Below are 26,174 nucleotides of genomic sequence, written 5' to 3'. Positions count from 1 at the left end.
GTGTGAATGCGAACGGAATACTGGCGGACGCGGTGGCAAGCAACTTTCCTTGCCTTGACGGTCCGCCACATGCAATTCATTAAACCTTCACTGAAAAGACCAGCGTATCGCGCCACTCGCCTCTGATCAGCACGTTCCTGCGATAAAGGTAGATCTGCTGCATGCCGAGTTTCTCCAGGACATGAATGGACGCGAGATTCTCCGGCCTGCTGGTCGCGAAAATTTCCCGCACGTGGAACTCGCATGCCAAATGTTCGACCAGGCGTTTCGCGGCTTCAGTAGCGTAGCCCTTATGCCAATAGCGTGGATTGAGCGAGTAGCCGATCTCCGCCTCCGTACCGTCTTCCGACAAAGTCGCGCGGTAGCTGCCTATCAGGCTGCCGTCGTTCAGTACTACTGCCAGTTCCAGCGTTCTTCTGTCGGGCAACGAATTCCCCATCACACAGCCGGCTACATACTCCCTCGTCTGCTCGATCGTGTTGGGCCCCCATTCCTGATGCAACACAACTTCCAGCGAGCTGGCATATTCGTGCACCGCGTCGATATCGGATGGCTCCAGATCCCTGAGATAAAGACGCTGGGCAATCAGTTTCATAGGCATGCGACACCATCGCGCGCAACAATCCTGCCGCGTGCAACAACCAGCTTGCGGACAGGTCGAGAAACAACCGCTTGAGCCACCGTTTCAGCGTCTACCAGAACCAGATCCGCCCGGGCGCCTTCGTGCAGCCCATAGTCCTTGAACCCGCACGCCCATGCTCCCAATGTACTGACGCAGTCAAACGCAAGTGCAAGGTCTTCTTCGCGACGGAGGTCGTAGCGCATGCCAACGAACATGGCCCGCTCGAGCATGTCGGGCTTGCCAAAAGGCGTCCACGTATCGCGTATTCCGTCATTACCGGCAAACAGCGTCACGCCCGCTTCAATGCAAGCGCGCATTGCAGGCGCGGGTACGGAAGGCGGCGCCGTAGTCAACAACGCAACGTCAAGGTCCGCGATCCTCGCCAACAGGACGTTGCGCTCGCGATCCGCCAGTTGCCCCAAACAAAACGCGTGACTGACAACAACACGCCCCTGCATGCCTAACGCCTTGACACGATCCAGCAGCAGGTTGAAGGTGAACGCGCCTACCTCGCCGGGTTCGTGAAGATGGATATCGACAGGCTTCTGATGACGGTTCGCGATCTCGAACGTGGTATCAAGCGAGGCGACCGGGTCCTGGTCGATCAGCGCGGGGTCCAGCGCACCCAGCACGTCGGCACCGGCCGCCAGTGCGTCGCTTAGCAGCGCGCCGGTCCCTGGACGGCGCAGCATGCCTGACTGCGGGAACGCCACGACCTGCATGTCCATGACATCGGCCAGCGTTTCACGCGTTGCGAGCACGCCGTGCAAATGCCTGAGCCCGGCGTCGGTGTCTATATCCACATGCGTTCTAAGCCGCGTTGTTCCTGCCGCAAGAAAAGCGCGCGCGAGCGCCAGCGACTGTGCACCCGCGTCGTGTCCCGTGCTCGCGCGCCACGATCGTTCGTTCTCGATCCTGTCGATAAGCCTCGGACCCACTTCGTTGCGATACCACGGCAAACCCCAGTTCGTCTTGTCGAGATGCGTATGACCTTCGACAAACCCCGGCAGGACCAGCGCACCCTGGCCGTGTTCGCGCACTACGTCGGCGCTGCGCTGCTGGTTCGGACCGATTTCCTCTATCCGTCCACCGTCGACAGCAATATCCACAGGGGTACCGTCCGGCAGACGGACATGAGTGATCAGCAAGGTGGTGTGCACTGGAACTCCTGGAAACAGAAAAAGGCCATCAGCGGACTTCGAAGATCGCGTCCACTTCTACCGACGCTCCCGCTGGAAGCGTGGCAACGCCGACCGCGGTCCGCGCGTGACGGCCTTGTTCGCCGAACACCGCAAACATGAGGTCGGAGGCGCCGTTGATGACTTTCGGCACGTCAGGATAACCCGGCGTGCAGTACACGAATCCGCCCATGCGATGACAACTGACCACGCGGTCAAGGTCGCCATCGAGCGCGAGGTGAAGTGCAGCGAGCAGGTTGAGTCCGCAAATTTGCGCGGCCCGTTGCCCCGCTTCCAGATCCTGCTCCGTGCCGACAGGACCGGCGTATCGAACCTCGCCTTCCCATTCGCAAATCTGTCCCGCGAGAAAAATCAGCGAGCCCGCGCGTGAGAAAGGTTTGAAAGCACCCCGTGGCGCAGGCACTTTCGGCAAGACGAGCCCAAGCGCTTCAAGACGCTTGGCGGCCGAATCGGGATTGAATGGAACGGGCGTAGAGGTCATTGACGGTCTCCGATTAAATGAAAGCGTTCGCGTCGAACATCCAAGTGTGTCACAACATTCCGAGCAAACAAATGCCCGTGGCGAACGCTGCCTTACATGGCGATTGAACAACGGATGCGCCTCAGAGGAGACGACCCGCGCGGCCTGATCAGGCAGGTTTGCACACGAGCCGGGTTCAGCGAACATTTCCATCAAGGTGCATACTCTTCGCTGGCCGCGCCGCCGCGGCCGCTTCACGCGTCGCAGCGCCAAGATCCTGCGGCCTTACCCGCTTCACTCATTACACCAACCTCCATGTCCCGCAGCCCGCAATCGTCGCGTCCTCTTGTCATTGCAGCGGTCATGGCTTCAATGGCAATGGTCGCCATCGAAGCCACCATCGTTTCCACCGCCATGCCGCAGATCGTCTCGCAGCTCGGCGACCTGCATCTCTATAGCTGGGTCTTCTCGTCGTTCCTGCTGACGCAAACGGCCATGACGGTCATCTTCGGCAAGCTCGCGGACCTGTATGGCCGCAAGCCCATTGTTCTTGCCGGCATTGCGATCTTTCTGGTCGGCTCAATACTTGCCGGCTTCGCCTGGTCCATGCCGGCCATGATCGTGTTCCGGCTGATCCAGGGCGTCGGCGCGGGCGCGATCCAGCCGGTCACGCTGACAATTGTCGCCGACCTCTACCCCGCGCGCGAACGAGGCAAGGTGCAGGGATATCTGGCAAGTGTCTGGGCCATATCGGCGGTGGTCGGGCCAATGGTGGGCGGGTTCATCATCCGCGATTTTTCGTGGGCCTGGATCTTCTGGATGAACGTGCCGATCGGCCTCGCGTCAGCGGCCGGGTTCATCGCGTTTCTGAAGGAATCCGAGCGGCATGCGCGGCCGTCCATCGACTTTGCGGGGGCCGCGCTTTTCATGGTCTCGATCGCCGCGCTCATGATGTCGCTGACGTATGCGGGCAATGACGACGTCACGAAGGCATTGATCGCGGGCGGGTTCTTTATCGTGTGCCTGCTGTTCTTCCTGATGCAGGAAAAACGCGCCACCGAACCCATGATCTCGTTCGCGCTCTGGAGCCGCCGGCCGATTGCCGCGTGCAATGGATCGACCGTCCTGTCCGGCATGATCCTGATGGGTGCAACCACGTTTTTACCGATGTACGTGCAGGGCGTCCTGCATCGTTCACCGGTTATCGCCGGTCTTGCATTGACCATGATGATGGTCGGATGGCCTGTTGGCGCGACGGTGGCCGCGAAGTCGTTTCATCGCATCGGGCTGCGGCGCATCCTGATTGGCGGCAGCGCGTTTATCCCGTTGGGCGCGGTGTTCCTGATCGTGTTGTCACCGGACAGTTCGCCGCTCATCGCGGCGTTTGGTTCGCTCATCATGGGCTTCGGCATGGGAACGGCGAGCGTCAGTTCGCTCGTGCTGATCCAGGAGATAGTGGATATTGCGCAGCGCGGCAGCGCGACTGCGTCGAATCTTTTCTCGCGTAATCTCGGCAGCACGATTGGTGCGACCCTGTTCGGCGCCGTGCTCAATTTCGGCCTTAGTCATTCGAACGGCGCGGCGGCAGTTACATCGGACCAGTTGAAGGCGCTACTTCAGAATCAGGTGATGAACCTCGGCACCAGCGACGCCATCCGTCAGGTGCTGCATCAGTCGCTTCACCTCACGTTCCTGTCGATTTTCGTGATCGCGATTTTCGTTGTTGCGTTTCTCCTCTTCGTCCCGACGATCACGTTGGGCCACGAGAAAAAGATGCCGATCGAAGCGTTGGCGCCGATCGAAGACTAAGCACGCAATGCCGGGCTGATTCAGTCAGCGCGGGACGCGGCACGATTGCGTGAGGGAGGTTCGCTCGCGTGCGCATCGGAGATTTTTACCACTGCGGCGCGAGTGAAAATCTAAACGATCATTTGCCAGACGAAGAACACCGCCAGCGAGACCGCAATGGTCAGCAAGGGCTTGCGCGTAACTGCACACACGACCACGGCCACCGCCGCCGCGACCAGTTGCGAGTTACGCCAGGTCAGCTCGGCCGCGCCGCCGTGCGGCGCAAACGTCATAGGCACGATGATTGCCGTCAACACTGTCACGGGCACGAAATTGAGCGCCATGCGCACAACGGGCGGAAAGCTCAGGCGTTCGCCGAACACGAAAACCGCAGAGCGGATGCCGTAGGTGATGACCGCCATGCCCAGGATCAGAAGAGCGTATTTCATTTGGCGCGCTCCATTTCCGCAGAGCGTTGCGTGGGACGTTGTGCGGGGCGTTGGGTCGAGTCCTTGGCACGCATCGACAGCAGCATGCCCACCGCCACTCCGACCACAACTGCCGCAAGCAAACCGAGCTTGTAAGGCCAGTCATTCCACGCAAACGACAACACGCCCGCTGCCAGCGCAGCCGCCACAAAACGCAACGCCACAAGCTGCGGCACGATGATCGCGATGAACGTGGCGACCATCGCGAAGTCGAGCCCCTTCGACTGGAGACCTGGAAACGCGGAGCCGAACAGCAGTCCGGCGACGGTCCATATCTGCCAGTTCACATACATGGACACGCCCGATCCCAGGAAGTAATACGGTCCGGTTTCGCCCGGTGCGCGACGCTGATAATGCGCGTACGAGACGGCAAAGACTTCGTCGGTCATGAAAGCGCCGAGCGTCCAGCGCCAGCGCGCGGGCAAGTGCGCGACATACGGCGCAAGTGTCGCGGAGTACAACACGTGGCGCAGATTGACGATGAACGTGGTTGCCCAGATCACGGCGAAACTGGCGTGGCCGGCAATCAGCCCGAGCGCAATGAATTGCGCGGAGCCTGCAAATACGGCAAGCGACATTAACTGCACCGACCACGCATGCAGCGGACCGGTAGCGGCGAGCGTGCCGAAGATCACGCCAAATGGCGCGGCGCCGACCATCATGGGAATGGTGTCGCGTGCGCCCGCGCCGAATTCGGCGAGATTGCCCGGCTGATGGTTCTGATGCGTTGAGTTCAATGTCTCCTCCGTTGATAGCGAGGATAGGACGCGCCACGTTCGTGCGCTTGTACGTTCTTGCGGTCCGGTTACATGGGTAAGGTCGGACGTGAGGAGACACGCTAACGCCAGCGTCCGGGCGACACACCGAAGGTCTTTTTGAAATGCCGCGTGAAATGGCTCTGGTCGGTGAAGCCACTCGCCGCCGCCACGTCCGTCACCGGAACGCCTGCGCGCAAGGCCTCGAGCGCACGATTGACACGCATCTGGTTACGCCAGGCGTGAGGTGCAAGTCCGGTCTCGCGTGTGAACAGGCGCGCGGCGTGGAAGGTCGAAAGTCCGACTGTCTGCGCAAGTTCGGCAAGGGATAACGGCTCGGTCAGGTCATCGGTCAGGCGCGCTTTCATGGCGTTCACACGGGCCGTGTCCTGACGCATGCGCTGTATCGGCGGCCGTTGTCCCGCATGACGCACAAGCAGCGTGGACACCGCGTCGAACAGCGCGTGCTCTGCCCCGAGCGGATCCAGGTTGGCTTCCATGGCCTGATGCGCGATCTGCACGCGGTGGGCGAGATCGGCGTCGCGGATGACATCGGCGGAGAACCATGGCATTGGCTGGGTGCGGCCGGCCACTTCGTCGGCGACGGACTGCACGAAATCGACCGGCAGATAGAACACGCGATACCGCCAGCCCAGATCCACCGCCCGCGCACCGGTATGCAGTTCGCCCGGATTGATGACCGGCACCGAGCCGGCTTCGGCCACGAAATTCGACCCGCGATAGTCGTATTGCTCCGCGCCCGCCTCAATGACGGGAATGGTGTAGGCGTCGTGCCAGTGGGGCGCAAAGGAATGATCGTAATACTCGGCCGTAAGCATTTCCGCGCCGGGCACGAACGGCGAGCGCCAATAGCGCGCGGAATTGCTGAAACGGGAGGCGGTCATGGCTTTGCGATGCCGTGGGCGGAAACCGTAAGTTTAGCCCAGGCCGCGTTTTCAGCGGATTATGAATAACCCGCCGGTTTTCCCCATGCCGGAATAAGCCTCGGTCAGACCGCGGCGGCCGACCTCTTGGTCTTCATGAAACTCGTCAGCTTCCTCCTGAGTTCCTGATCAGCGCGCGCGAGCAACAAGGCCAGCACGATCGAGATGCCGGCCACCGCGAGCGTCTGGACCACCGGGTTGAGCGCCCGGATCTCGAACGATTCGAACACCAGCCGATAGATCGGGAAATGGATCACGTAGAGCGGATACGAGAGCTCGCCCAGCACCTTGCAGATCCCTTGGCCTATGCCTTCTATGGACACGGAGCAGAGCAACGCGACCGACAACGGAACGAGCGTCAGCGAATTGACGAAAGCCACCTTGGGATTGCCGATGGTGAAGCACGCCAGCGCCGCGATGGTCACCGTCGCGGTGAACAAGACGTGCGGCTTTTTAAACTGGAGCCCTGCCGAAAAGATGAAGACACCGGCGAAGAATTCGGCAATGACGCGCGGAAATCCGAGCAGGAAACTTTCCGCCCGCCAGCCCGGATTGATTTGCCGAAAGATTATCGTGCAGGCAATGAACGCAATGAACGCCAGCAGCGAATATCTAGCACTCGGCAGTTTGCGGAATTTGTACAGGTAAGCGGCAAAAACGACGTTGACGAATAACTCGAAGACTAACGACCACGACGGATCGTTCAACGGAAAGGTTGCGCCGACGATTGAGTCCGTGCCAAAAGGCCAGCCAATATTATTGAAGTACGGTAACCAGGCCGCGCCCAGCACGGTCGCTGTCGCGAGCTGCGTGCCCGATATTTGCGGCGTGCCGGTTTTTGCCATCGACAGCAACACGGCGCACACGCCGAGCGCCAGTCCCAGCAGGTAGAGGGGCGCCAGCCGGACGAGCCGCACGAAGGCGAACTCGCGGAACGACATTCCGTTCAGGATCTTCTTGCTGTAACTATGCGCGATCACGAAGCCGGACAGCACGAAGAACAGGTCGACCGCGACCCATGCCCCGCCGAACCAGTCCCAGCCCGTATGCTGTGTGTAGTGGTGAAGCATGACGGCGATTGCAGCAACACCTCTCAAGCCGTCAAGCAAATCGAACCTGGTGGACTTTATGGCGTTCATAGTGGCGGACCGTCATTATCGAGCGCCCAGTGTAGAGTGGAAAAAATGCAATCCGGATGCAGAAAAATATCCCTTGGGGTTGCTGTGCCGAGAAAATATTAGAAAATAATTCGATAAGGGTTTTTGCCGGCGGGAATGGATAGTTTCAGATAGCCCGTAAAGCGATTAATCGAAACGATCGACCGGAATTACTTTGTTTTTATGCTTTCATTTTTATTACATGGCCGTCGAGTGTGAACCTGTTTACCGCCCTATCGGAAACTGCGGTTGCGCCGAACGCACGAATGGGGCCGCGTCATGACGGTTTTGCGTCGACCGGCGCTTTTGGCCAATCTCTCATCATCCCGTAGACCTCTTCGGCAATCCATTGCCTGAACCTTTGGTATTCAGGACGGCTCTTCGCATTTTTATGGGTAATGACGTAATGATGTCTGTCATGGAAGACGATGGCGTCCCGCACCGGACGCACGAGTGCGCCTTGGTCAACTTGACGATGGACGAGATGATGCCACCCAAGAAGCGTCCCCTCTCCCGCCTCCGCCAACGAAACAAGCAGCCGGTAGTCGTTACTCTCAAAGTGCTCTCCCGGCGAGTACCTGTCCGAGCCGTCCCCTTGCTGGAACCAGTTGCTCCATACGCGCCAATCAACGTGCTCACAAACCTGCGCGCGTCCCAATAGGGACAGGTGCAGCGTGGGATGCGCGAGCAGGTCCAGCGGCTTCAGCGTTTTGCCCTGAAAGTGGCTTTCAAAGAACCCCGGGCTGCAGACCGGATAAACAACATCGTGAAACAGCGGCTCCACGTCGTATTCCAGTTCGCGCGGCGGATTCTTCGTGATGATGACATCAGGCTGCATGAGCTCATCGAGCTCCATGAAGTGCTCAGTGACCGTAACGTTGAGTTTGATGTCCGGGAATAGCTTGCGAAAACGCGGCAGCCTCGAGGACAGCCACAGCGCGGAAAACGTGTGCGAGATGCATATGTTCAAAGCCTGTTTGTCCGAGCGCCGCACTGCCTCGGCTGCCTCGGCAATATTCATGATCGACAAGTACGAGGCGTTGTACAGGATGCGACCCGAATCTGTCAGTGCAATATGCCGTCCTGTCCGTTCGAACAAAGGAACATCCAGAGCGTCCTCAAGCTCCTTGATTTGCCTGCTGACGGCCGCCTGCGTGACACACAACACCTCCGCCGCCTGAGTAAAGCTCTCATAGCGGGCCGCGGTCACGAAACATCGCAGCGCGCGCAACGACGGCATTTGCGCCAGTAACCTGTCGGCAAACAGTTGTTTCTTCTGCATGGGGTTCACCTTCAACGCGGTCAGACTCTGAAAGACCGCAAACCAGCGGCAGGCGGACACTTGAACTTTACACCCGGCAGTACGGGACTCTCGCCCCGCCTATGGCGAACCATCTCCAGGTCGAGGGCTCTGCCAGGAGGGTTGCTGGCCAATCTCCAATAATGGCCTGACATGGTAGAGATTGCGGTGAATCGCCACAGCGCCTTTTATCGTCCCTCTATGCGCCTCAGCACATTGTCCAAGGCCTCTTGATAGTGGGAATACGTGCCCTTGCCGGACAACTCGCCATGAAGCTGCTCGTTGATGCCACCGGGCGTCATGGAGTCCTGAATCAACGTGGAAAACGGCTTGTCATTGAGCGATGTTTCGTGAGCGAGCCCCACGCTGTAGCCGGCCAGATAGGCACGCGCGGAGTCGTAATCGATTCCTTGCGCGACCAGCCACTGCGCCTGGGTTTCGAGCATCGCGTAAAAACTCGCCATGGTCGCCGTGACAGCGGACAAAGCATCGAACTTACTTTCGTCCGCTACTTCGACGGGGGTACCCAAGTACGAGAAAAGCCGGCGCGTAACTTCGTCCGGTGGGCAAATTGCGGTGCTTCCCTTGGCCGCAGCGACAGCCGGCAGCGGTACCGCACGAATAATCGCATGAGCCCTTCCAACCCTCTGTTCCAGGTCCGAAATCGAGACTCCCGCGATGAAGCTGATGACATGATGGTGACCTTCGAAGTCAAGAGCTTCGAGCACCTCCGCTGCGATCTGCGGCACGACGGCCAGGCAGACGATGTCACTGGCATCGAGTACTTCCTGGTTTGTTCCGCAGACTGAGATGCGTCGGTCAAGCTTCGCCAGCGTCGCCCCGACATCCGCGTTCCTCGGCGAAAGATAAATATGCTCGAATGGTGCGTCAACGTGCAGGAGTCCCGTTACGACCGCGCGAGTTATGGTGCCAGTTCCTACGAATCCAATTCGCATAGTCTCGACATAATGAAGTGAGCGACGCAGGCTCGGTCCGCGCCGCTGGAATAGTTGGCTGCCCCCTCAATCGAGCCGCAGCCAGGTCGTTTTAAGCTCACAGTACTGGTCGTGCGCGTACACAGATTTATCCCGGCCACCAAAGCCCGATTGCTTGAAGCCACCAAACGGTGTTGTCAGGTCACCCTCGCCAAAGCAGTTCACTGTAACCGTTCCGGCGCGGATTCTGGCGGCGACCTTGTGCGCGTTATTGACGCTGTCCGTCCACAGCGAAGCGGCAAGGCCGTAGCAGGTGTCGTTCGCTATCTGCACCGCCTCGTCAATGTCGTTGTACTCAATGACGCAGAGCACCGGGCCGAAGACTTCGTCCCGGGCTATGCTCATCTGGGGCGTCACGTTATCGAAAATAGTCGGCTCGATATACCAGCCTCCCGTTTCGACGAGCACGGCATTACCGCCATGCACCAGCCGCGCGCCCTCCGACTTCGCCTTCTCGATGTGACCCAATACCTTCTCATAATGTTTCTGCTCAATCAACGCACCGAGCTTCATCCCGGGGTCCAGTGGCTGCCCGGTCTTCCATCTCTCGAGGACCGTTTTGATTTTATCGAGCAAGACATCTTTCGTCCCGGTTGGCACCAACAGGCGCGAGCCCGCGCTGCAATTTTCCCCCATATTCCAGAACGCAGCAGCTACCGCCTGCTCCGCGACAGCGTCCAGATTGGCGACGTCCGGCAGAACCACCTGCGGATTCTTTCCACCGCATTCGAGAATGACCCGTTTCAGGTTGGTATCGGCGGAGTACCTCAAAAAGCGCTTGCCGGTCTCCGTCGAACCCGTGAAGGCGATGAGGTCCACGTCGGGGTGGAGGCCGAGCGCCTGGCCTGCGGTTTCACCAAACCCGGGTACGACATTGAATACGCCCGGAGGCACTCCGGCTTCCACGGCAAGGTCGGCGATTCGCAGCGTCGCAAGGGAAGTCTGCTCAGCCGGCTTAACGATTACGCTGTTGCCAACCGACAGCGCCGGACCGATTTTCCATGCAAGCATCAATGCGGGAAAATTCCACGGAAGGACTGCGCCTACGACCCCGATGGGCTCACGAGTAATCATGCTGACCACATTGGGTCCCGACGGGGAGAGCGCGTCGTATCGCTTGTCGGTCACTTCCGCGTGCCAGCGGATGCATGCGGCAGATTCCGGGATATCGAGTCCCAGACACTCCGAGACAGGTTTGCCTGCTTCAAGCGCTTCGAGAATGGCTAGCTCGTCGGTGTTTTCTTCAATCAACTGAGCCAATCGAAGGAGCACCGACTTTCGATGTGATGGCGCTGCCTTTGACCAGACACCCGTTTCGAACGCGTCTCTCGCCGAGGCGACAGCCAGGTCAACGTCCCTCGCGTCACACCGCGCGATATCTGCAAGGACCTTTCCGTTCGAGGGGTTGAATGTCTGGAACGTTTCATTGGACACTGCGGCACAGCGCTGGCCGCCGATGAATGCACGCCCATCCAGCGAAAGGGTATCGGCCTTGTGCTTCCATTGCTCAAATGTCGTCATTTCAAATCCTCAATCAATTAAAGTTCGGCTCCCGCCACGAATTCCTTCAGCCATATCGCGGTTGAAACGGCAACGTCTGCAATCGGGCGCATGGGAAGCGGCCGGGGATGCGCCTGGCTCAAGAGCTGCCGTGTCATGTCGTTCGACATGCCTAGCGCATACTCGGCAATCACCTTTCCGGACGCCGACCCTCTGCTAAGCCCCAACCCGTTGCATCCAATCGCCTGATACAAGCCGTCCGTCGTCATGCCGAACAACGCACCGCTGTTCGCAGACAGACAGAGAGCGCCACCCCACGTATATTCGAGCGCGACATCTTCAAGCATCGGGAACCGACGGTCGAACGAGCGTTGGTGCAGGGACTTCGCCTTGCGCAAATCCGCCGGCGAAACCTCCAGCCCCGGCCGGAAAATAAAGTGATTTCGAACGCAAATGCGGTCCGTGCCTAAGCGTCGAACGGTGGTCCCCATCGGGTCTGCCGGAATCAACGCCCAGGAGTGGATTCCGCCAAGGGCCTTGACCTCGACTGGCGTCATCTTTCTACTCAGCGAGGCGAAGGTGTACACGGGCAGCAAGCCGTTTGGATGTCCGCCAAACGTTGCGGCGTATGCGTTGATGCAAAGGACAACCTTCCGGGTATTGATTGTTCCGCCCGCAAAGGTAAGCACTTTTCCCGACTCCCTGTGCTCCAACCGTTGAACTGGACTGAGTTCAAATACCTCCACGTTTGACGGCATCGTGGTGGCCAGTCCTCGCATTAGCGCCGCGGGCTGAACGGTGCTGCATCCCGGCGTGAAGATCGCGCCGCGGTAGAAAGCGGTGCCGGTGACCTTGCCGATAGCCGCTTCATCGAGCCACTCGAATTGCTCGTCGATGCGCCGCAAACCCTCTGCGAAGTGCTTGAGCGAATCCTTGCCTCGCTTGTTCACCGCGCCATGGTATTTACCGTCGTCTCGCCAATCGCACTCAATGCCCTGCCCTTTTACAACTGACCTCACGTAGTCAATACCATGACGCTGCATCCGAACGTCGGCCTTGTCGGCGTCAACGCTTCTGGAGTAGCTTTCGCTGCTTATGTCATGCGGCAGGTCAACAAAAAAACCCGAATTACGTCCCGCGGTCGAGCGGCCGATACGATCGGCCTCCACAAGCGCCACCGTAGCGTCCGGCGCCAGTTCGGCAAGACGCCTCGCCGCGCAAAGTCCCGTGATACCCCCGCCGACCACTACAAAGTCAAAGTCCCGGCTGCCCTGGAAACGATTCAACGCGGCTGGCGGCGGCAAACTTTCCCACCAGCCGTTTACGCCATCGGCTGCTGGTAACCGGGCGAATTCGAGTTTCGAGGCCATGCAAATCAGCGTCCGTTGCGAAGCAGCGGCTGTATGAGCTTGGCGAAATCACGTCGCTCATCCTCGGTAAGGACACCCAGCGGCGCACGGGCATTACCCACCGGCGTGCCCGCCAGCTCGCATCCGTAGCGGACATACTGAATGAATTTGCCACCACGCTCGAGCAGTTCCAGAACCGGAAGCAGTTGGGTCATCAACGCACGACCGGTGGTGAAATCGCCTTTCTTGACACAGGCCTCAAGCAACTCGACGTGGACCTCAGGCAGAAAGTTTGCCGCGCCCGCGACCCAGCTCCGCGCGCCCCACACGAAGAATTCGAGGGCCTGGTCGTCCATCCCGCAGCTGAGTACCAGCTTCTTGCCAAAGTGCGTGGCGAGGTGATGCAGGTGGGAGATATCGCCGGTGCTTTCCTTCATGGCAATGAAATTCGGGCGTTCAAGCACTTCTCCCAGCACACGGTCACTGATCTCAGTTCCCGTGCGTGCGGGGAAGTTGTACAGCATGATGGGCATGTCGAGGCTGTCGTCAATCGCGAGCAGATGCTGCAACAGCTCATCTTGCGTCGGCTGGGCGTAGTACGGCGCCGCCACCAACAGGGCCGAGAGCCCTGCGCTCTTCGCTTGCTGTCCTAAGCGAAGCACCTCACGCGTCGTGGTAGCGTTAATGCCCGCCGTGAGATACGTCTTCCCGCCGGCGGCTTCGGCGACCGTATGGAAGGTCTGAACACGCTCCTCGAAGCTAAGCGCGTAATATTCGCCCGTTGTTCCCCCAACCCCGAGGCCGGAGAGACCGCGTCCAGCCAAATCAAGCGCGTGTTGGCCCAGCAGTTCATGGTCAATTTCACCGTCCGCTTTAAACGGTGTAACCAGAGGTGCGTGTACTCCCTCGAAGCTCATGTTCATTCTCCTTGTTCAGGCAGCCGCTGCAGACGTAAGCGCTCTTCCGAGCTGCATCGGATCTCGTGGGCTGCCGTGTTGAAAATCAATTGACTGGTGTTTAGACCAAAACATCCGTGTGTGAATAAATGGGAAAGCGGCTGCACAATTCGCGGACCCGGCTCTTCACGGAGCGCTCGACGATTTCATCGCCTGTCGGCTGCTTCTCGAGCGCGGACAGGACTTCAAGAATGAGGGTGCCAATTTCACCGAACTCCGCCGTGCCGAAACCGCGCGTCGTCCCGGCCGGTGTACCGAGCCGAATCCCCGATGTGACGGTAGGGCTCTCAGTATCGAATGGAATACCGTTCTTGTTGCACGTAATGCCAGCTCGTTCGAGAGCCTTCTCAACCTGCGTCCCGGTCAAGCCTTTTGAACGAAGGTCGACGAGAAGCAGATGGTTATCTGTGCCGCCCGTCACGAGGTTCACCCCGCCCAGCTTCAGGACTTCCCCAAGTGCGTGGGCGTTCTTCAGAACCTGGTCGATGTAGCTTGTGAATTCTGGACGCAAGGCTTCGCCGAAAGCGACCGCCTTCCCTGCGACGACGTGCATGAGCGGACCGCCCTGCAATCCCGGGAAAACAGCGGAGTTGATTTTCTTGGCGATGTCGGCGTTGTTCGTAAGAATGAAGCCGCCTCGCGGACCGCGAAGTGTCTTGTGCGTGGTGGACGTCACCACATCAGCAAAACGCACTGGATTAGCGTGTCGGCCTGCGGCGACAATACCCGCAATGTGCGCCATATCGACCATCAGCATTGCACCGACGCTATCGGCAATTTCCCGGAACTTCGCGAAATCGAGTGCGCGCGGATAGGCTGAATAACCCGCGATGATCAGCTTGGGACTATGCGCCTCTGCCAGCCGGCGAACTTCGTCGTAGTCAATCCGGAACGTCTCGGGGTCTACGCCGTATTGCACGGCATTGAACCATTTCCCGGACAAAGCCGGACGCGCACCATGGGTCAGATGTCCGCCTGCATCCAGCGACATGCCGAGAATGGTGTCGCCCGGTTTCAGAAGCGCGAGCATCACGGCTCCGTTCGCCTGCGCACCGGAGTGTGGTTGCACGTTTGCGTATTCACATTCGAATATCGCCTTCACGCGGTCTATCGCCAATGCTTCAATGCGGTCGACGTGTTCGCACCCGCCGTAATAACGCTTTGACGGATAACCCTCGGCATACTTGTTAGTCAGCACGGTCCCCTGTGCTTCCATCACGGCAGCCGACACAATGTTCTCGGATGCAATCAGTTCAATCTGGGTCTGCTGGCGACGTAGTTCCAGCACGATTTCGGACGAGATAACCGGGTCACGGTCCTGCAGGGTCTCTGAGAAAAATCGAAGGTTATCGTTCACAGACATACTCCGTGATATTCCAAAGGCAAATTCCACTTCAAGCATCGAACTGCGCTGCGTCACCGCAAACGTAGAAGCACGGCTGACGTTCGACACAACGCATTCGAGCCTGTCGACTGAGCGGACGCGTCATGAGATACCAAGGCCCCATGCAGCGCCCGCAAAAAACTGTTACTGCTGCAACCAGGCTGCCAGCTTGTCCGGATGCGCTTCGACGAACTTCTTGGCTGCAGTAGCGTAGTCGTTCGTGCTGTTGCCTTCGAGTTCAATGGCTTCCACGTCAGCAAGCGTCAACTTGAAATGCTTCATGAACACGTCGGCCCGCGGAAACTTGGTCGCAAATTGCTTCGAACCAAATGCGTGGACTTGCTCTTCGCCACCCAGCGTGCCTTTCGGGTCCTTCAGATAACGCATCGACCACTTCTGAAAGAGCCAGTGCGGGCTCCATACGGTCGCGACAATCCACTGCTTGGATTGGTAAGCACGCGACAGTGATGCAAGCATCCCTGCTTCACTGGAAGACTGCAGGTTGTATCCCGCCAGGTTGTACTCCTTGATGGTTTTCTCAGACGCTTGCATCAGACCGCCGCCCGGTTCGATGCCTTGAATCGTGCTGTTCAGTTTGCTCTTCACATCCGGCTTGTTGAGGTCGGAAATTGATGAAAGCTCGGACTCGGGGACATAGCTAGGAACGGCCCAGCCATTTCTTCCGCCGGTGTAGATGATGCCGACATCATCCATGCTGTCCTTGTACTTCGCGTAGTACGTCGCGTGCGTAACCGGAAGCCAGCCACCCACCATCAGGTCCACGTCACCGCGTGCGACGCCCTGGTACTGAATGCCGATATCGGCTTGAACAAACGTGACGGGCTGCTGGAGTTTGGTTTCCATGACGTACTTCGCCACGTTCGCAACAGCCAAGACGTCAGCCCAGTTGGTGATCGTGATCTTCACAGGTTCTGCCGCCACCGCTGCACCACCGTAAAGGCCGAACGCACAGAGAGCAGAAGCAGCAATCTTCACAGCATAGGATTTCAGAATTTCAGCACGCATTTGGTACTCCTCTTTATTAAAAATAGATACTTTCCCGATCTTGTCTGCGGTTTTTGATGCTGCCTGCCGGTGTGGCGAAACGCGCGGTTCCGCCACCAAAAACAAACTAGGGTTGGGTCTGCACCGTGTCACCCGCGGTTGGCTTCAATGCCCGCGATTTACCTTTCTTCCTGACCGATTTGATCCCGAAGCTTTCTGTCAACCGGTCAAGAATGATGGCAAGCAAAACGACGCCAAGACCGCCCTCAAAACCAATGCCGATATCAAGTCGTTGAATCCCGCTGAGGACATATTCGCCCAGGCCACCCGCTCCAATCATGGAGGCGATGACGACCATTGAGAGCGCCATCATGATGGTTTGATTGATACCTGCCATGATGGAAGGCAGCGCGTTCGGAAGTTGAATCTTCCACAGCAATTGCGAGTCCGTGCTGCCGAACGACCTGCCGGCCTCCATGAGTTCCTCTCGAACTTGCTTGATTCCAAGAGTGGTTAGGCGGACCACCGGAGGCATGGCAAATATGACCGTTGCAATTACCGCCGGTACCCGGCCGAGTCCGAACAAAATCACCGCCGGAATGAGGTACACGAATGCCGGCATGGTCTGCATGAAGTCCAGGAGCGAACGCAAGACAACTTCGGCCCGGCGGTTGCGTGCCCCCCAAATCCCAAGTGGAACTCCAATTACCAGACTGAAGAACGTTGCGGCAATCACCAACGCAAGGGTCGACACGGTTTGCGCCCAGAGCCCCATGTAGTGGATTGTCAAAATCGCAAGGCCCACAAAAATCGCGAACACCACGCCCTTGCGCCAAAGAGCAAAGGCTACAAACGCAACCAGCATCACCACAAACGGAACCGCGGCTAGACCGTCTTGAAGGAGCTTGACCACCGCATCCAGGGCTGCGGAGAAAGTGTCGAATCCGCCACGGAAATGCAGGAACAGGAAGTTCACTGCGCGCTCCGCTGCCTGCCCGATAAATGACGAGTTCATGCTGCCCTCCGTTCCATAACCTGTTTCAGAATCGTGCGGCACGACACAACGCCGGCAAGTTTGCCTGCGGCATCTACGATAGGTACGTCGTGCTCCTGCCTGAGAGCAATGGTCGACAGTTCGTGCAGATCAGCGTCTATCGAAACCGGAGCAATGTCGCGCAGCAGTGCGTCCCGAATAGGGGCGCTCCCACATTTGCGCAAAGACGCCGGCGTGACACAGCCTTGATATCGCCCCGCCTCATCGCAGACATAACCGCATTCCACACCCGCGTCGATAAGCTCATCCGCATAGCGGGCGGCGGACACGCCGGTGTCACAGTTGATGACGCCTCGCTCAACCTTTGAAAGGAGACTTGAGGCTTTCTGGAACCGCGAGACGTCAACGTTGCGGAAGAAATTTCGAACATATTCGTCGGCTGGCGACTGGATGAGTTCAGCGGGTGTACCGACCTGCACCAATCGGCCATCCTTCATGACACCAACGCGCCCGCCAATCTTGATTGCTTCCTCAATGTCATGCGAGATGAAGACAACCGTTCGTTGCTCCTCTTTCTGCAGCCGCACAAGTTCGTTCTGCATTTCGAAGCGGATCAGTGGGTCAAGCGCCGAGAATGCTTCATCCATAAGCAGTACGGATGGGTTCACGGCTAGTGCGCGCGCCAAACCGACCCGCTGCTGCATACCTCCCGACAACTCCGCCGGGTACAGCTTTTCATACGAACTGAGCCCTACCCGCTCCAGTGCCCGGCGTGCAACCTCGTACCGCTCCGTCTTCTTCTGGCCGGCCACTTCAAGACCGTATGACACGTTCTCGATCACTGTACGGTTGGGCAGCAAGGCGAATGATTGAAAGACCATCGCCATTTTCTTGCGCCGCACTTCCTGCAACTCGGGTGTGGACATCGGCGCAATATCGCGGCCCTCAAGAACAACCTTTCCCGACGTCGGCTCAATCAAGCGATTCAGCAGTCGAACGAGCGTGGACTTTCCGGAACCGGACAGTCCCATGATCACGAAAATCTCGCCCGCCCGAACACCCAGACTCACGTTGTCGACAGCGACCATGTTGCCGGTCTGCTGGAAGATTTCGTTCCTTCCAAGTCCTTGCCGGAGCATTTCAGCTGCGCGTTCGGGTTTGGGACCAAAGATCTTGGATAGATTTTGCACCGTGAGAATTTCGTTTGCGGACACCGGCGTCACGACCGAAGAAGTGAGGCTGGAATCGACTTCGCCCGGGTAAACCGCGGCCGATGCGAATGTGAGATTTGCGGGCATTCTGTCATTCCAACTGGCAAGTTCAAAAACCTGAAGGTCCGATTCGACCTGGATAGGCACGGGAAGCGTGCAAGGTCGCTGAATCGGTTCGAGGTCAGGGATGAGCATTGCGGCTGCCGGACACATGCGCCGATAGCCATCTCGCAAGCAAAGACAGACAGCCTCGCGCATGCGTATAAAAGGCGAATTTTTGCGCGAAACATAAAATCTTTCACTACCGAATCTTGATTCGTCAATGTTTGTTGCGTTGATAAGAGCGTACCCCGCCAAATAGACACAACTAGCTACATTTTCTGCGCTCTTTCCCCTACCTCTGGTAATGGGTCGGAGCGGGCAACTGACTGGTTAAGTTTTGGACTTGCGGTGGACGTCCGCCTGGTATGGTTTTGCGGTTCGCGTGGAATACGCCGGTCAAACACGGGCAATTAGCCGATAAGGGAAAGCCCCACGCGCGGGCTGTCTGCGGTTTTCGCAAGACATATCGTTTCGAATATCATCTGCGCACGGCGGGCAGCCCCTCCCCACGCAAATCAAAATATGAAATCCGTCAATGAAGGAGCAAAGGGCTATCGACGACTTATACCTTCGTTGACGGCCTTGGTTGAATTTGAAGCTGTGGCACGGCTAAGCAGCTTTACGCTGGCGGCCAACGAGCTTGGAGTCACCCCGGCAGCCGTGAGCAGACAAATACGATTCCTTGAGGAATCTCTGGGTGTTCGCGTTTTCCATCGTCTGCACCGTTCAATCAAGCTGACGAGCGACGGCGAAGCACTGTATCTCGTGGTGGCTGAGTCGATGCAGCGGATTGCGGGCGTGTTTGACCGGCTGTCGAACGAAAGTGAAGAGCGGGAGTTGGTACTTGCCACCACGGCAGCGTTTTCACATTTCCGCGTTGTGCCCACGCTCCTCGAGTTGAAGCGCGCCCAGCCGCAATTGAAGCTTCGTTTGACCACGCAAATGTTCACTGCAGATCTGCGCCATCACGAGGTGGACATTGCGGTGCGATTCGGCAATGGCAAATGGCGTGACGGAACCTCTTCGTTCCTGTTTGACGAGGACGTGTTCCCGGTCTGCTCACCTGCCTGGTTGCAGGCACACGGGTCACCGCAATCCCTCGCTGAACTCGCGAAGGTGCAGCTCATTGAATCCGACTCCACATCTGAAGGATGGATGGATTGGGAAACCTGGTTCCAGGCAGCAGGCATTCGGCCACCGCGATTGCAGTACGCGCTGCGCTGCAGTCTCTATACGGACGCGATACAAGCTTCGCTTCGGGGGCAAGGTGTAGCACTTGGCTGGCGGCGGCTTTTGACCGAACTGCTCGGCACCGGAGAACTGGTGCGCATGACAGAGGCGACGATCAAAGCCGGCGATTCCTATTACGCCGTCATTCCACACGGGCGCACGATAACGCCAACAACGAGCGCCGTGATTGACTGGCTGCGTGGAAACACGACTTCCCGTTAGGCGATACGCCGAAGTCGAAGTGCCCGGGCACCCGTTCCTTCAGTCGACAGGCTTTTTGTCTCATACGCATAACTCAAAGTGCTGTTTAGCGACGCGCTGCTCCTGCCATCGAGGGGAAATGAGGCTTTTTTCGCATAACCTGAAGTAAAGCCAAAGCGAAAATAAAGCGCATTGACGGTCAATATCGTCGATTCAATACTGCGCTCGTACGTGAATGCAATGGCATCACGACAGTCAAACCACGCAGGGGGCAATCGATGTCTGTTGTGAATTTCATGACTCACGGTGAACTGACGCTCAGTCGCAAGCCGGGTCACGGCATGCCCGGAGAACTGTTCGGCCGGCAAGATGTGTTCGAGACAGACGTCGATGTGTTCTTCCAGAAGCACTGGATTCTTGTCGGTGTCACCGCTGACGTTCCCGAACCGGGCGATGTCTCAGCCGTGGATATTGGCAAGGCGTCAATTCTCATTGTGCGCGATGACGACGCAAACATTCGAACGTATCGAAATGTATGCCGGCACCGTGGAGCACGGCTTAAGGACGCCGGAAAATCAACCGTCGGCATGCTGGTATGCCCGTACCACCAGTGGACATATGACCTGGACGGCAGCCTGAAGCACACGACCCATATGGGCGTCGACTTCGACCGTTCGTGCCGAAGTCTCATCCCGGTGAAGACGCGCATTGTCGGCACGCATATTTTCGTGTGCCTGTCGGACGAAGCTCCTGCGGATATTGACGTTCTCGAAGAAACCATGCTCCCCAGGTTCAAGCCGTATGACCTGACGCACACCAGGATCGCACACGAGGCCGAGATTATCGAGAACGGCAACTGGAAGCTCGTCATAGAGAACAACCGTGAGTGTTACCACTGCGGCGCAACTCATCCGGAGCTCACCGCGTCTTTCCTGCCTGAAGATTTTGGATTTTGCCCGCAAGGTCTGAGCGAAGAGTCTCAGCGTGCGCTGGACGCGTACCACGCTCGCAACGCCGCGAGCATCGCCAGTTGGGAACAGGATGGTTTGCTTTGCGACACGGTCGAAAGGCTCGATCCCGGCGTAGTCACGGGCTTCCGAACCCAGCGTCTGGTCATTGCCGGAAACGGCGAGTCGCAAACCATGGATACCAAAGTGGCAAACAAGAAGCTGTTCGGCGACTTACAGCGTCGGGACCTCGGCGATGTGCATATGTGGACCCACAATTCGTGGACGCATGTGATGAGCGACCATGCGGTTATTTCCTACATCGTTCCACTCGCCCCCGATAAGACGCTTGTACGCACGAAATGGCTGGTCCATGAGGATGCGGTTGAAGGCGCCGACTACGACCTGAAAACGCTGACTGAGGTCTGGGTTGCTACAAACATGCAGGACGCAAGCCTCGTTTCAATCAACTACCGTGGAACGCAGGACCCGGCGTATGCGCCAGGACCGTTCTCCCCATTCACAGAGATATATCTGGAGTTGTTCTCGCAATGGTACGCGGCCAGGTTAAGCGCGCATGGCGTTTGAGCCCACGGCCATGATTCTTATAGACACGGATGTCAGCGCTACGCCGTCAAACAGCGCCCCGGACCGGTTGACCCATTCTGCCCTTTGGGAGCGCATCGGCACTCAATGGACCAGCTCGGAGAAAAAAGAGCTGGTCTGTTGCCGCATCATCGACGAAACAGCGGACGTCAAAACTTTTGTTTTTAGCGCGCAAGACGGCGTCCCGTTCAGCTTCGAGCCGGGGCAGTTCATTACCATTTCGGTCGAGGTCAACGGGCACATGCTCGCCCGGTGCTACACCATCTCCTCCCCTCCAACGCGGCCCTACACCCTCTCCATTTCCGTCAAGCGTGTAGCCGGAGGTCTGGTCTCCAATTGGCTGCACGATACGCTCCAACCCGGAGGGTCATTGGAAGTCTACGGACCCTCCGGCGTGTTCACACCTTCGTCGTATCCGGCAGCAAAGTCGCTCTACCTTTCCGCCGGCTCAGGCGTAACACCGCTCATGTCGATGACGCGCGCGGGTCACGACCTCGGCCTGAACCGCGACATCGTGTTCTTGCACAGCGCGAGAACGCCTGCAGACATCATCTTTCGCAGCGAATTGGCGCAACTGAGCGCTTCGGCTGACCGGCTTGCGGTGGTTCACGTATGTGAGGGAATTGGCCTTGAAGCCGACTGGAATGGCCCCATTGGCAGACTCTCCCTTGAGCTGCTTGAACGCTATGTGCCGGACTTCAGGGAGCGCGAGGTTTTCACTTGCGGTCCCGCCGGCTACATGCAATCGGTCAGGGAAATCCTGGGGCGAGGCGGCCATGACCCTGCCCGGTACCATCAGGAGAGTTTCGACATCAGCGCCGGCAGCGCTGAAGGGAGTGTCACGGCCGCTCGAGTTTCGCCTCGCAGTGCCGCAACCGGACTTCACCACGCATTTAGCGTTCGGCTCGCCCGCTCGGGAAAAACGTTCACGATGGGCGACAACGAGACTGTACTTGCTGCCGCCCGCAAAGCGGGCGTAGCTGTTCCGTCGTCTTGCGGACAAGGTCTTTGTGGAACCTGCAAAACCCTGGTGCTCGAAGGGAATGTCGAGATGCAACACAACGGCGGAATACGTCAACGCGAAGTCGATAAGGGGTTACGTCTGCTTTGTTGCAGCCGTCCGAAAACAGACCTGCTGTTAGATCTCTAGCCAACACACAATGCCGCTCAATTCATTCGATTCCGCCGCACGACGCAGTTACAAGATTAGCGACAAAGACTGGCGCCCCTTGCAAATTGGCAACGTGGATATTCCCGGTTATTTCTGGATTCCGCTGTCGGAGGACGAGGGAGGCGGATGGTCGAGCTATTGGATGAGAATCCAGCCTGGGGCGCGAGGGCCGATGCATCTGCACGATACGACCGAGATGATTTTCGTCGCCGACGGCGTGTTCACCGACAGTGATGGCGTCCACTTTCAACCGGGCCACGTGCTGACATACGCGGCAGGCTCCAGCCACGCGAGCTCATCGGAAAGTGGTTGTACCGTGTTGGTGGTCGCTCGAACGGCTTCAAGCTTGCTCGATTGATATGCCGCCGGCAGGCCGGGGCGCAGCGACGGGTTCTGGCGATGATGAAAGGCTCTTCTTGATGGTCCGGGTTAGACCGGACCATCGCACTTTAAAATGAGACCTCCATTTTAAAACCACAACCTCTGCTTCAAATCGACTTCTGAAACGGCGCGCCGGAATGCTCGCGCAGTTCATTAAAAACGATCTTCGGCCAGGCCTTCTTCGCAACATCGATTTCGGAAACATGCGAAGCGAGATACGTCGGTGCATTTGACGCGTCGAGTGCGATGCGAGCCGCATACGCGTCGGTGAAGCGGCGCAATTCGGCGGCATCGTCACACGTCACCCACCGCGACATGCGATACCGCGCCGGCATGATCCGCACGTCGACCTTGTATTCCGCCGACAACCGGTGCGACACCACCTCGAACTGAAGCTGCCCGACCGCGCCCAGAATGGTCGACCCGCCAAGCACAGGACGGAAGACCTGAATCGCACCTTCATCGCCGAGTTGCCGCAGCGCTTCACCCAGCTGCTTCGCCCGGATCGGATCGACCACTTCCACCGTCTGGAAAATTTCAGGCGCAAAGAACGGCAAACCAACGAACTGCAGCAGTTCACCCTCGGTCAATGTGTCACCGAGACTCAGGGTGCCATGATTCGGAATGCCGATGATATCGCCGGGGAACGCTTCGCTCACCGTCTCACGGCGTTGCGACAGGAACGTCACCACGTTATTCGCGCGGAAGGTCTTGGCAGTGCGCGTCACCTTCAGCGCCATGCCCCGCTCGAAGTGTCCCGAGCACACGCGAATGAACGCCACGCGGTCGCGGTGCGCCAGGTCCATGTTCGCCTGCACCTTGAACACCACGCCGGTGAAACGCGGCTCTTCCGGCAATACCGGACGTTGTACCGACATGCGCATGGACGGCGGCGGCGCGAGGTCGACAAGCGCGTCGAGAATTTCCTTCACGCCGAAGTTATTGATCGCCGATCCAAACAAAACCGGCGACTGCTCGCCTGCAAGAAACGCAGCACGATCAAACGCGGGCGTGGCGCCCGTGATCAAATCGATTTCTTCTTTCGCGCGCGTCCAGCTCGGTCCGAAGCGACGCTCGCCGTCGGCGTCGTCGAGCGCACGCACGGTTTCGACCGCGCCGCCGGCGGTATCCTGCCCGGCGCGAAATACTCGCACCTGATCGTGTGCGATGTCGTAGACACCCTGGAATTCCTTGCCCATGCCAATAGGCCAGGTGAAAGGCACAGCAGCCACCCCCAGGTGCTGTTCAATTTCATCGAGCAATTCGAGCGGTTGACGCACTTCACGGTCAAGCTTGTTGATGAACGTGAGAATGGGCGTGCGGCGGCTGCGGCAAACTTCAAGCAGCTTGAGCGTCTGCGCTTCAACGCCGTTGGCGCCGTCGATCACCATCACGGCGGCATCCACCGCTGTCAGCACACGGTAGGTATCTTCGGAGAAGTCTTCGTGTCCCGGCGTATCGAGCAGGTTGATCACGCAATCGCCGTATTCGAACTGCATGACCGAGCTCGCGACCGAAATGCCGCGCTGCTTTTCGATTTCCATCCAGTCCGACGTCGCATAGCGGCTGCTTTTACGCCCCTTCACGGTGCCTGCAATCTGGATCGCGCCCGAAAACAGCAGCAGTTTTTCGGTCAGCGTGGTCTTGCCCGCGTCAGGGTGGGAGATGACCGCGAAGGTGCGGCGCCGTTTGAGTTCGGAGAGTGACATCAGTACTGGAGAGAGCTGTGGGGATTGAGCATTCGGGCGGGGAACGGCCCGAAAAAGCCGCGTGGTGTGGATGATACACGAGGGGGGTCTGCTCGTGCCGGGGCGGCTCACCTGCGCAAACCGGACGAAACGAAAAAGCCCCGACTGATCGGGGCCCTTCTCGACAAGGCTAAAACTTAAAGCTTGATAAAAGCTTAGGGCTTCGGTGCCGACGACGGGATCGTCGTAGCTGCGGTTGCCGCATGCTTGTGATGCTTCTTATGGTGATGCTTCTTGGCCTTGTGCGTGCCGCTAGCCGGTGCTGCGGTGGCAGCCGTCGCGGCCGGAGCCGGGGCAGGAGCCGGAGTCGGTGCAGGTGCAGGTGCCGAAGCTTGTGCGAATGCGCCAGCGGAGAACAAAGCGACGAGCGTCGCGGCAACGAGTTGCTTTTTCATGGCAATGAGATCCTTGAGGTTGATGTCAACTACGCGGCGACGACGTCGCGTGTACCGGTTTAACGTCTCATCACGAAGTGTGTTGACATGAACTCAAAGAAAAACTGACCACGGCCATATAATTTTTTCGTGCAAAAGATTCCTTCGGTTGACGCACAAAACCCCACCCTGTACCCCATTTATGTCGCCACGTGAAATTCAGCGTTGCTGCATAACGCTATTTGACAATTGATGTGATCGCTCACTCAATCCGCGCGTCACGACGTTCAAACCGGCGAGCCTGAAGTGGCTTCGATTCCGCCGCGCCGACTAAGCACGAGTCAGTTTCGCTTCGCTTGCGGTGTCAGTACCACGCGCCCTTTTGTTCCCGCCGCCACAGCCTGGTACGCGGCTTGCGCGTCCTCAAGCGCGAAAGTTTGCGCAATGGCCGGCGCCTTGTAGCTGCCGTCTTCGAAGCCGGGACGCAACGCTTCCAGCATCTGCGCAGACGCGACCAGATCGCGTTTCAATGTATCGACGCCAATCAGGCGGCTCTCGTTGTGATAGAAATCCGCGAGATTGAAGGTGACCTCGCGACGATCCGACGCCGATATTTCCACCAGCCGTCCGCCCACCCTCAGCATGTGCAAGGCCGTTTCGAACATCGATCCGCCGACGGTATCGAATACGACCGCCGCGCCGCCGTTCGTCGCTTCACGAATGCGCGCGATGGAATCGGGGGCTTGCGAGTCCACCATGGCATCGACGTAGGGACTCGTCTTGCCTGCTCCGCGCGCCACGCCCACCACCTTCGCGCCAATACGTTTCGCGATCTGCGACGCCGCCCCGCCCACGCCACCCAGCCCGATGATCACGAGGCTCTCGCCGGCCTGCAACTGCGCCGCTTCCACCACGGCACACCACGCCGTGATGAAATTCACGCCAATCGCCGATGCCTCCTCGAACGTCAGATTCGCCGGCTTGCGACGCAGGCTCGCGACAGGCACGACAACCTGTTCAGCATGCGTGCCGTCGCAGGTGAAGCCCACATCGCCGCCAGAACCCCACACCTGGGCGCCCAGCCACTCGGCCGGACCGGCGATAACCACGCCCGAATAGTCGCGGCCGGGCGTACGCGGCAGCGTCGTCTGGCTCATGCGGCCTTCCACGTTCTTTACGTCGCTGGGATTGATCGACGCCGCGAAGACCTGGACGACGGCTTCATCCGCGGACGGCGCAGGCGTGGGCAGATCGCTGGTGACGAGGACCGATGGATCGCCGTGTTGGTTGAAGCGCAATGCTTTCAT

At 58.5% G+C, this 26,174-nt stretch carries 24 protein-coding genes; 5 read left to right on the top strand and 19 right to left on the bottom strand.

What is annotated here, in order from left to right:
* Positions 1-79 precede the first annotated feature (79 nt).
* Genes ABH944_RS27525 through ABH944_RS27515 form a run of 3 tightly spaced genes read right to left on the bottom strand, consistent with a single transcriptional unit; the run spans position 80 to position 2,302 of the window.
* Entirely contained in the window at positions 80-595 is a 516-nt protein-coding gene (locus ABH944_RS27525; RefSeq protein WP_404610391.1) for a GNAT family N-acetyltransferase, read from the bottom strand.
* Positions 592-1,782, bottom strand: coding sequence for an amidohydrolase family protein (locus tag ABH944_RS27520; protein ID WP_404610392.1), 1,191 nt, complete (start codon positions 1,780-1,782; stop codon positions 592-594). The genes ABH944_RS27525 and ABH944_RS27520 overlap by 4 nt, the downstream gene beginning before the upstream one ends.
* Before the next feature lie 28 nt (positions 1,783-1,810).
* Complete coding sequence (locus tag ABH944_RS27515; RefSeq protein ID WP_404610393.1) at positions 1,811-2,302, bottom strand: RidA family protein; 492 nt, start codon at positions 2,300-2,302, stop codon at positions 1,811-1,813.
* Between the two features lie 294 nt (positions 2,303-2,596).
* On the opposite strand from ABH944_RS27515, the gene ABH944_RS27510 reads away from it, so the two are divergent.
* Entirely contained in the window at positions 2,597-4,090 is a 1,494-nt protein-coding gene (locus ABH944_RS27510) for an MDR family MFS transporter (RefSeq protein ID WP_404610394.1), read from the top strand.
* Positions 4,091-4,200: 110 nt separating this feature from the next.
* Here the strand turns inward: ABH944_RS27510 and ABH944_RS27505 are convergent, their stop codons facing one another.
* The 13 genes from ABH944_RS27505 to ABH944_RS27445 form a co-directional block, all read right to left on the bottom strand.
* A complete protein-coding gene (locus ABH944_RS27505; RefSeq protein WP_097271728.1) occupies positions 4,201-4,518 on the bottom strand; it encodes an AzlD domain-containing protein in 318 nt (105 codons plus the stop codon).
* A complete protein-coding gene (locus ABH944_RS27500) occupies positions 4,515-5,219 on the bottom strand; it encodes an AzlC family ABC transporter permease (protein ID WP_404610495.1) in 705 nt (234 codons plus the stop codon). Before ABH944_RS27500 ends, ABH944_RS27505 begins: the two co-directional genes overlap by 4 nt.
* Before the next feature lie 176 nt (positions 5,220-5,395).
* Positions 5,396-6,217, bottom strand: coding sequence for a helix-turn-helix transcriptional regulator (locus tag ABH944_RS27495; RefSeq protein WP_404610395.1), 822 nt, complete (start codon positions 6,215-6,217; stop codon positions 5,396-5,398).
* A 104-nt stretch (positions 6,218-6,321) separates the two neighbouring features.
* Positions 6,322-7,395, bottom strand: coding sequence for an acyltransferase family protein (locus tag ABH944_RS27490; RefSeq protein ID WP_404610396.1), 1,074 nt, complete (start codon positions 7,393-7,395; stop codon positions 6,322-6,324).
* Positions 7,396-7,690: 295 nt separating this feature from the next.
* Positions 7,691-8,695: a LysR substrate-binding domain-containing protein gene (locus tag ABH944_RS27485; protein ID WP_404610397.1), complete on the bottom strand. Its 1,005-nt coding sequence runs from the start codon at positions 8,693-8,695 to the stop codon at positions 7,691-7,693.
* Positions 8,696-8,901: 206 nt separating this feature from the next.
* Positions 8,902-9,669, bottom strand: coding sequence for a pyrroline-5-carboxylate reductase (locus ABH944_RS27480; RefSeq protein ID WP_404610398.1), 768 nt, complete (start codon positions 9,667-9,669; stop codon positions 8,902-8,904).
* A gap of 66 nt (positions 9,670-9,735) precedes the next feature.
* Complete coding sequence (locus ABH944_RS27475; protein ID WP_404610399.1) at positions 9,736-11,229, bottom strand: aldehyde dehydrogenase; 1,494 nt, start codon at positions 11,227-11,229, stop codon at positions 9,736-9,738.
* Positions 11,230-11,246: 17 nt separating this feature from the next.
* Positions 11,247-12,578, bottom strand: coding sequence for an NAD(P)/FAD-dependent oxidoreductase (locus ABH944_RS27470; protein ID WP_404610400.1), 1,332 nt, complete (start codon positions 12,576-12,578; stop codon positions 11,247-11,249).
* Between the two features lie 5 nt (positions 12,579-12,583).
* A complete protein-coding gene (locus ABH944_RS27465) occupies positions 12,584-13,474 on the bottom strand; it encodes a dihydrodipicolinate synthase family protein (RefSeq protein ID WP_404610401.1) in 891 nt (296 codons plus the stop codon).
* A 100-nt stretch (positions 13,475-13,574) separates the two neighbouring features.
* On the bottom strand, positions 13,575-14,870 hold the full coding sequence (glyA, locus tag ABH944_RS27460) for a serine hydroxymethyltransferase (protein ID WP_404610402.1): 1,296 nt from the start codon (positions 14,868-14,870) through the stop codon (positions 13,575-13,577).
* Between the two features lie 171 nt (positions 14,871-15,041).
* Complete coding sequence (locus tag ABH944_RS27455) at positions 15,042-15,923, bottom strand: glycine betaine ABC transporter substrate-binding protein (protein ID WP_404610496.1); 882 nt, start codon at positions 15,921-15,923, stop codon at positions 15,042-15,044.
* A 106-nt stretch (positions 15,924-16,029) separates the two neighbouring features.
* A complete protein-coding gene (locus tag ABH944_RS27450; protein WP_404610403.1) occupies positions 16,030-16,917 on the bottom strand; it encodes an ABC transporter permease in 888 nt (295 codons plus the stop codon).
* Entirely contained in the window at positions 16,914-18,194 is a 1,281-nt protein-coding gene (locus tag ABH944_RS27445; RefSeq protein WP_404610497.1) for a quaternary amine ABC transporter ATP-binding protein, read from the bottom strand. The genes ABH944_RS27450 and ABH944_RS27445 overlap by 4 nt, the downstream gene beginning before the upstream one ends.
* Before the next feature lie 537 nt (positions 18,195-18,731).
* Here ABH944_RS27445 and ABH944_RS27440 point away from each other — a divergent pair.
* The 4 genes from ABH944_RS27440 to ABH944_RS27425 all read left to right on the top strand — a co-directional run bounded on the left by ABH944_RS27440 (position 18,732) and on the right by ABH944_RS27425 (position 22,722).
* A complete protein-coding gene (locus ABH944_RS27440; protein ID WP_404610404.1) occupies positions 18,732-19,661 on the top strand; it encodes a LysR substrate-binding domain-containing protein in 930 nt (309 codons plus the stop codon).
* Between the two features lie 257 nt (positions 19,662-19,918).
* A complete protein-coding gene (locus ABH944_RS27435; protein WP_404610405.1) occupies positions 19,919-21,175 on the top strand; it encodes an aromatic ring-hydroxylating oxygenase subunit alpha in 1,257 nt (418 codons plus the stop codon).
* A 10-nt stretch (positions 21,176-21,185) separates the two neighbouring features.
* Positions 21,186-22,343: an FAD-binding oxidoreductase gene (locus ABH944_RS27430; RefSeq protein ID WP_404610498.1), complete on the top strand. Its 1,158-nt coding sequence runs from the start codon at positions 21,186-21,188 to the stop codon at positions 22,341-22,343.
* Between the two features lie 10 nt (positions 22,344-22,353).
* On the top strand, positions 22,354-22,722 hold the full coding sequence (locus tag ABH944_RS27425; RefSeq protein WP_404610406.1) for a cupin domain-containing protein: 369 nt from the start codon (positions 22,354-22,356) through the stop codon (positions 22,720-22,722).
* A 130-nt stretch (positions 22,723-22,852) separates the two neighbouring features.
* Here the strand turns inward: ABH944_RS27425 and ABH944_RS27420 are convergent, their stop codons facing one another.
* The 3 genes from ABH944_RS27420 to ABH944_RS27410 all read right to left on the bottom strand — a co-directional run bounded on the left by ABH944_RS27420 (position 22,853) and on the right by ABH944_RS27410 (position 26,174).
* Positions 22,853-24,454 (bottom strand): peptide chain release factor 3, encoded by a 1,602-nt coding sequence (locus tag ABH944_RS27420; RefSeq protein ID WP_404610407.1) that lies wholly within the window; start codon positions 24,452-24,454, stop codon positions 22,853-22,855.
* 194 nt (positions 24,455-24,648) lie between these two features.
* Positions 24,649-24,888 (bottom strand): hypothetical protein, encoded by a 240-nt coding sequence (locus tag ABH944_RS27415; protein WP_404610408.1) that lies wholly within the window; start codon positions 24,886-24,888, stop codon positions 24,649-24,651.
* Between the two features lie 320 nt (positions 24,889-25,208).
* A complete protein-coding gene (locus tag ABH944_RS27410) occupies positions 25,209-26,174 on the bottom strand; it encodes a quinone oxidoreductase family protein (protein ID WP_404610409.1) in 966 nt (321 codons plus the stop codon).

The sequence above is a fragment of the Caballeronia udeis genome, assembly GCF_044909315.1.
Lineage (GTDB): Bacteria > Pseudomonadota > Gammaproteobacteria > Burkholderiales > Burkholderiaceae > Caballeronia > Caballeronia udeis_A.
The sequence above is the reverse complement of the archived record's forward strand: the minus strand, read 5'-3'. Positions and strand labels throughout refer to the sequence as shown.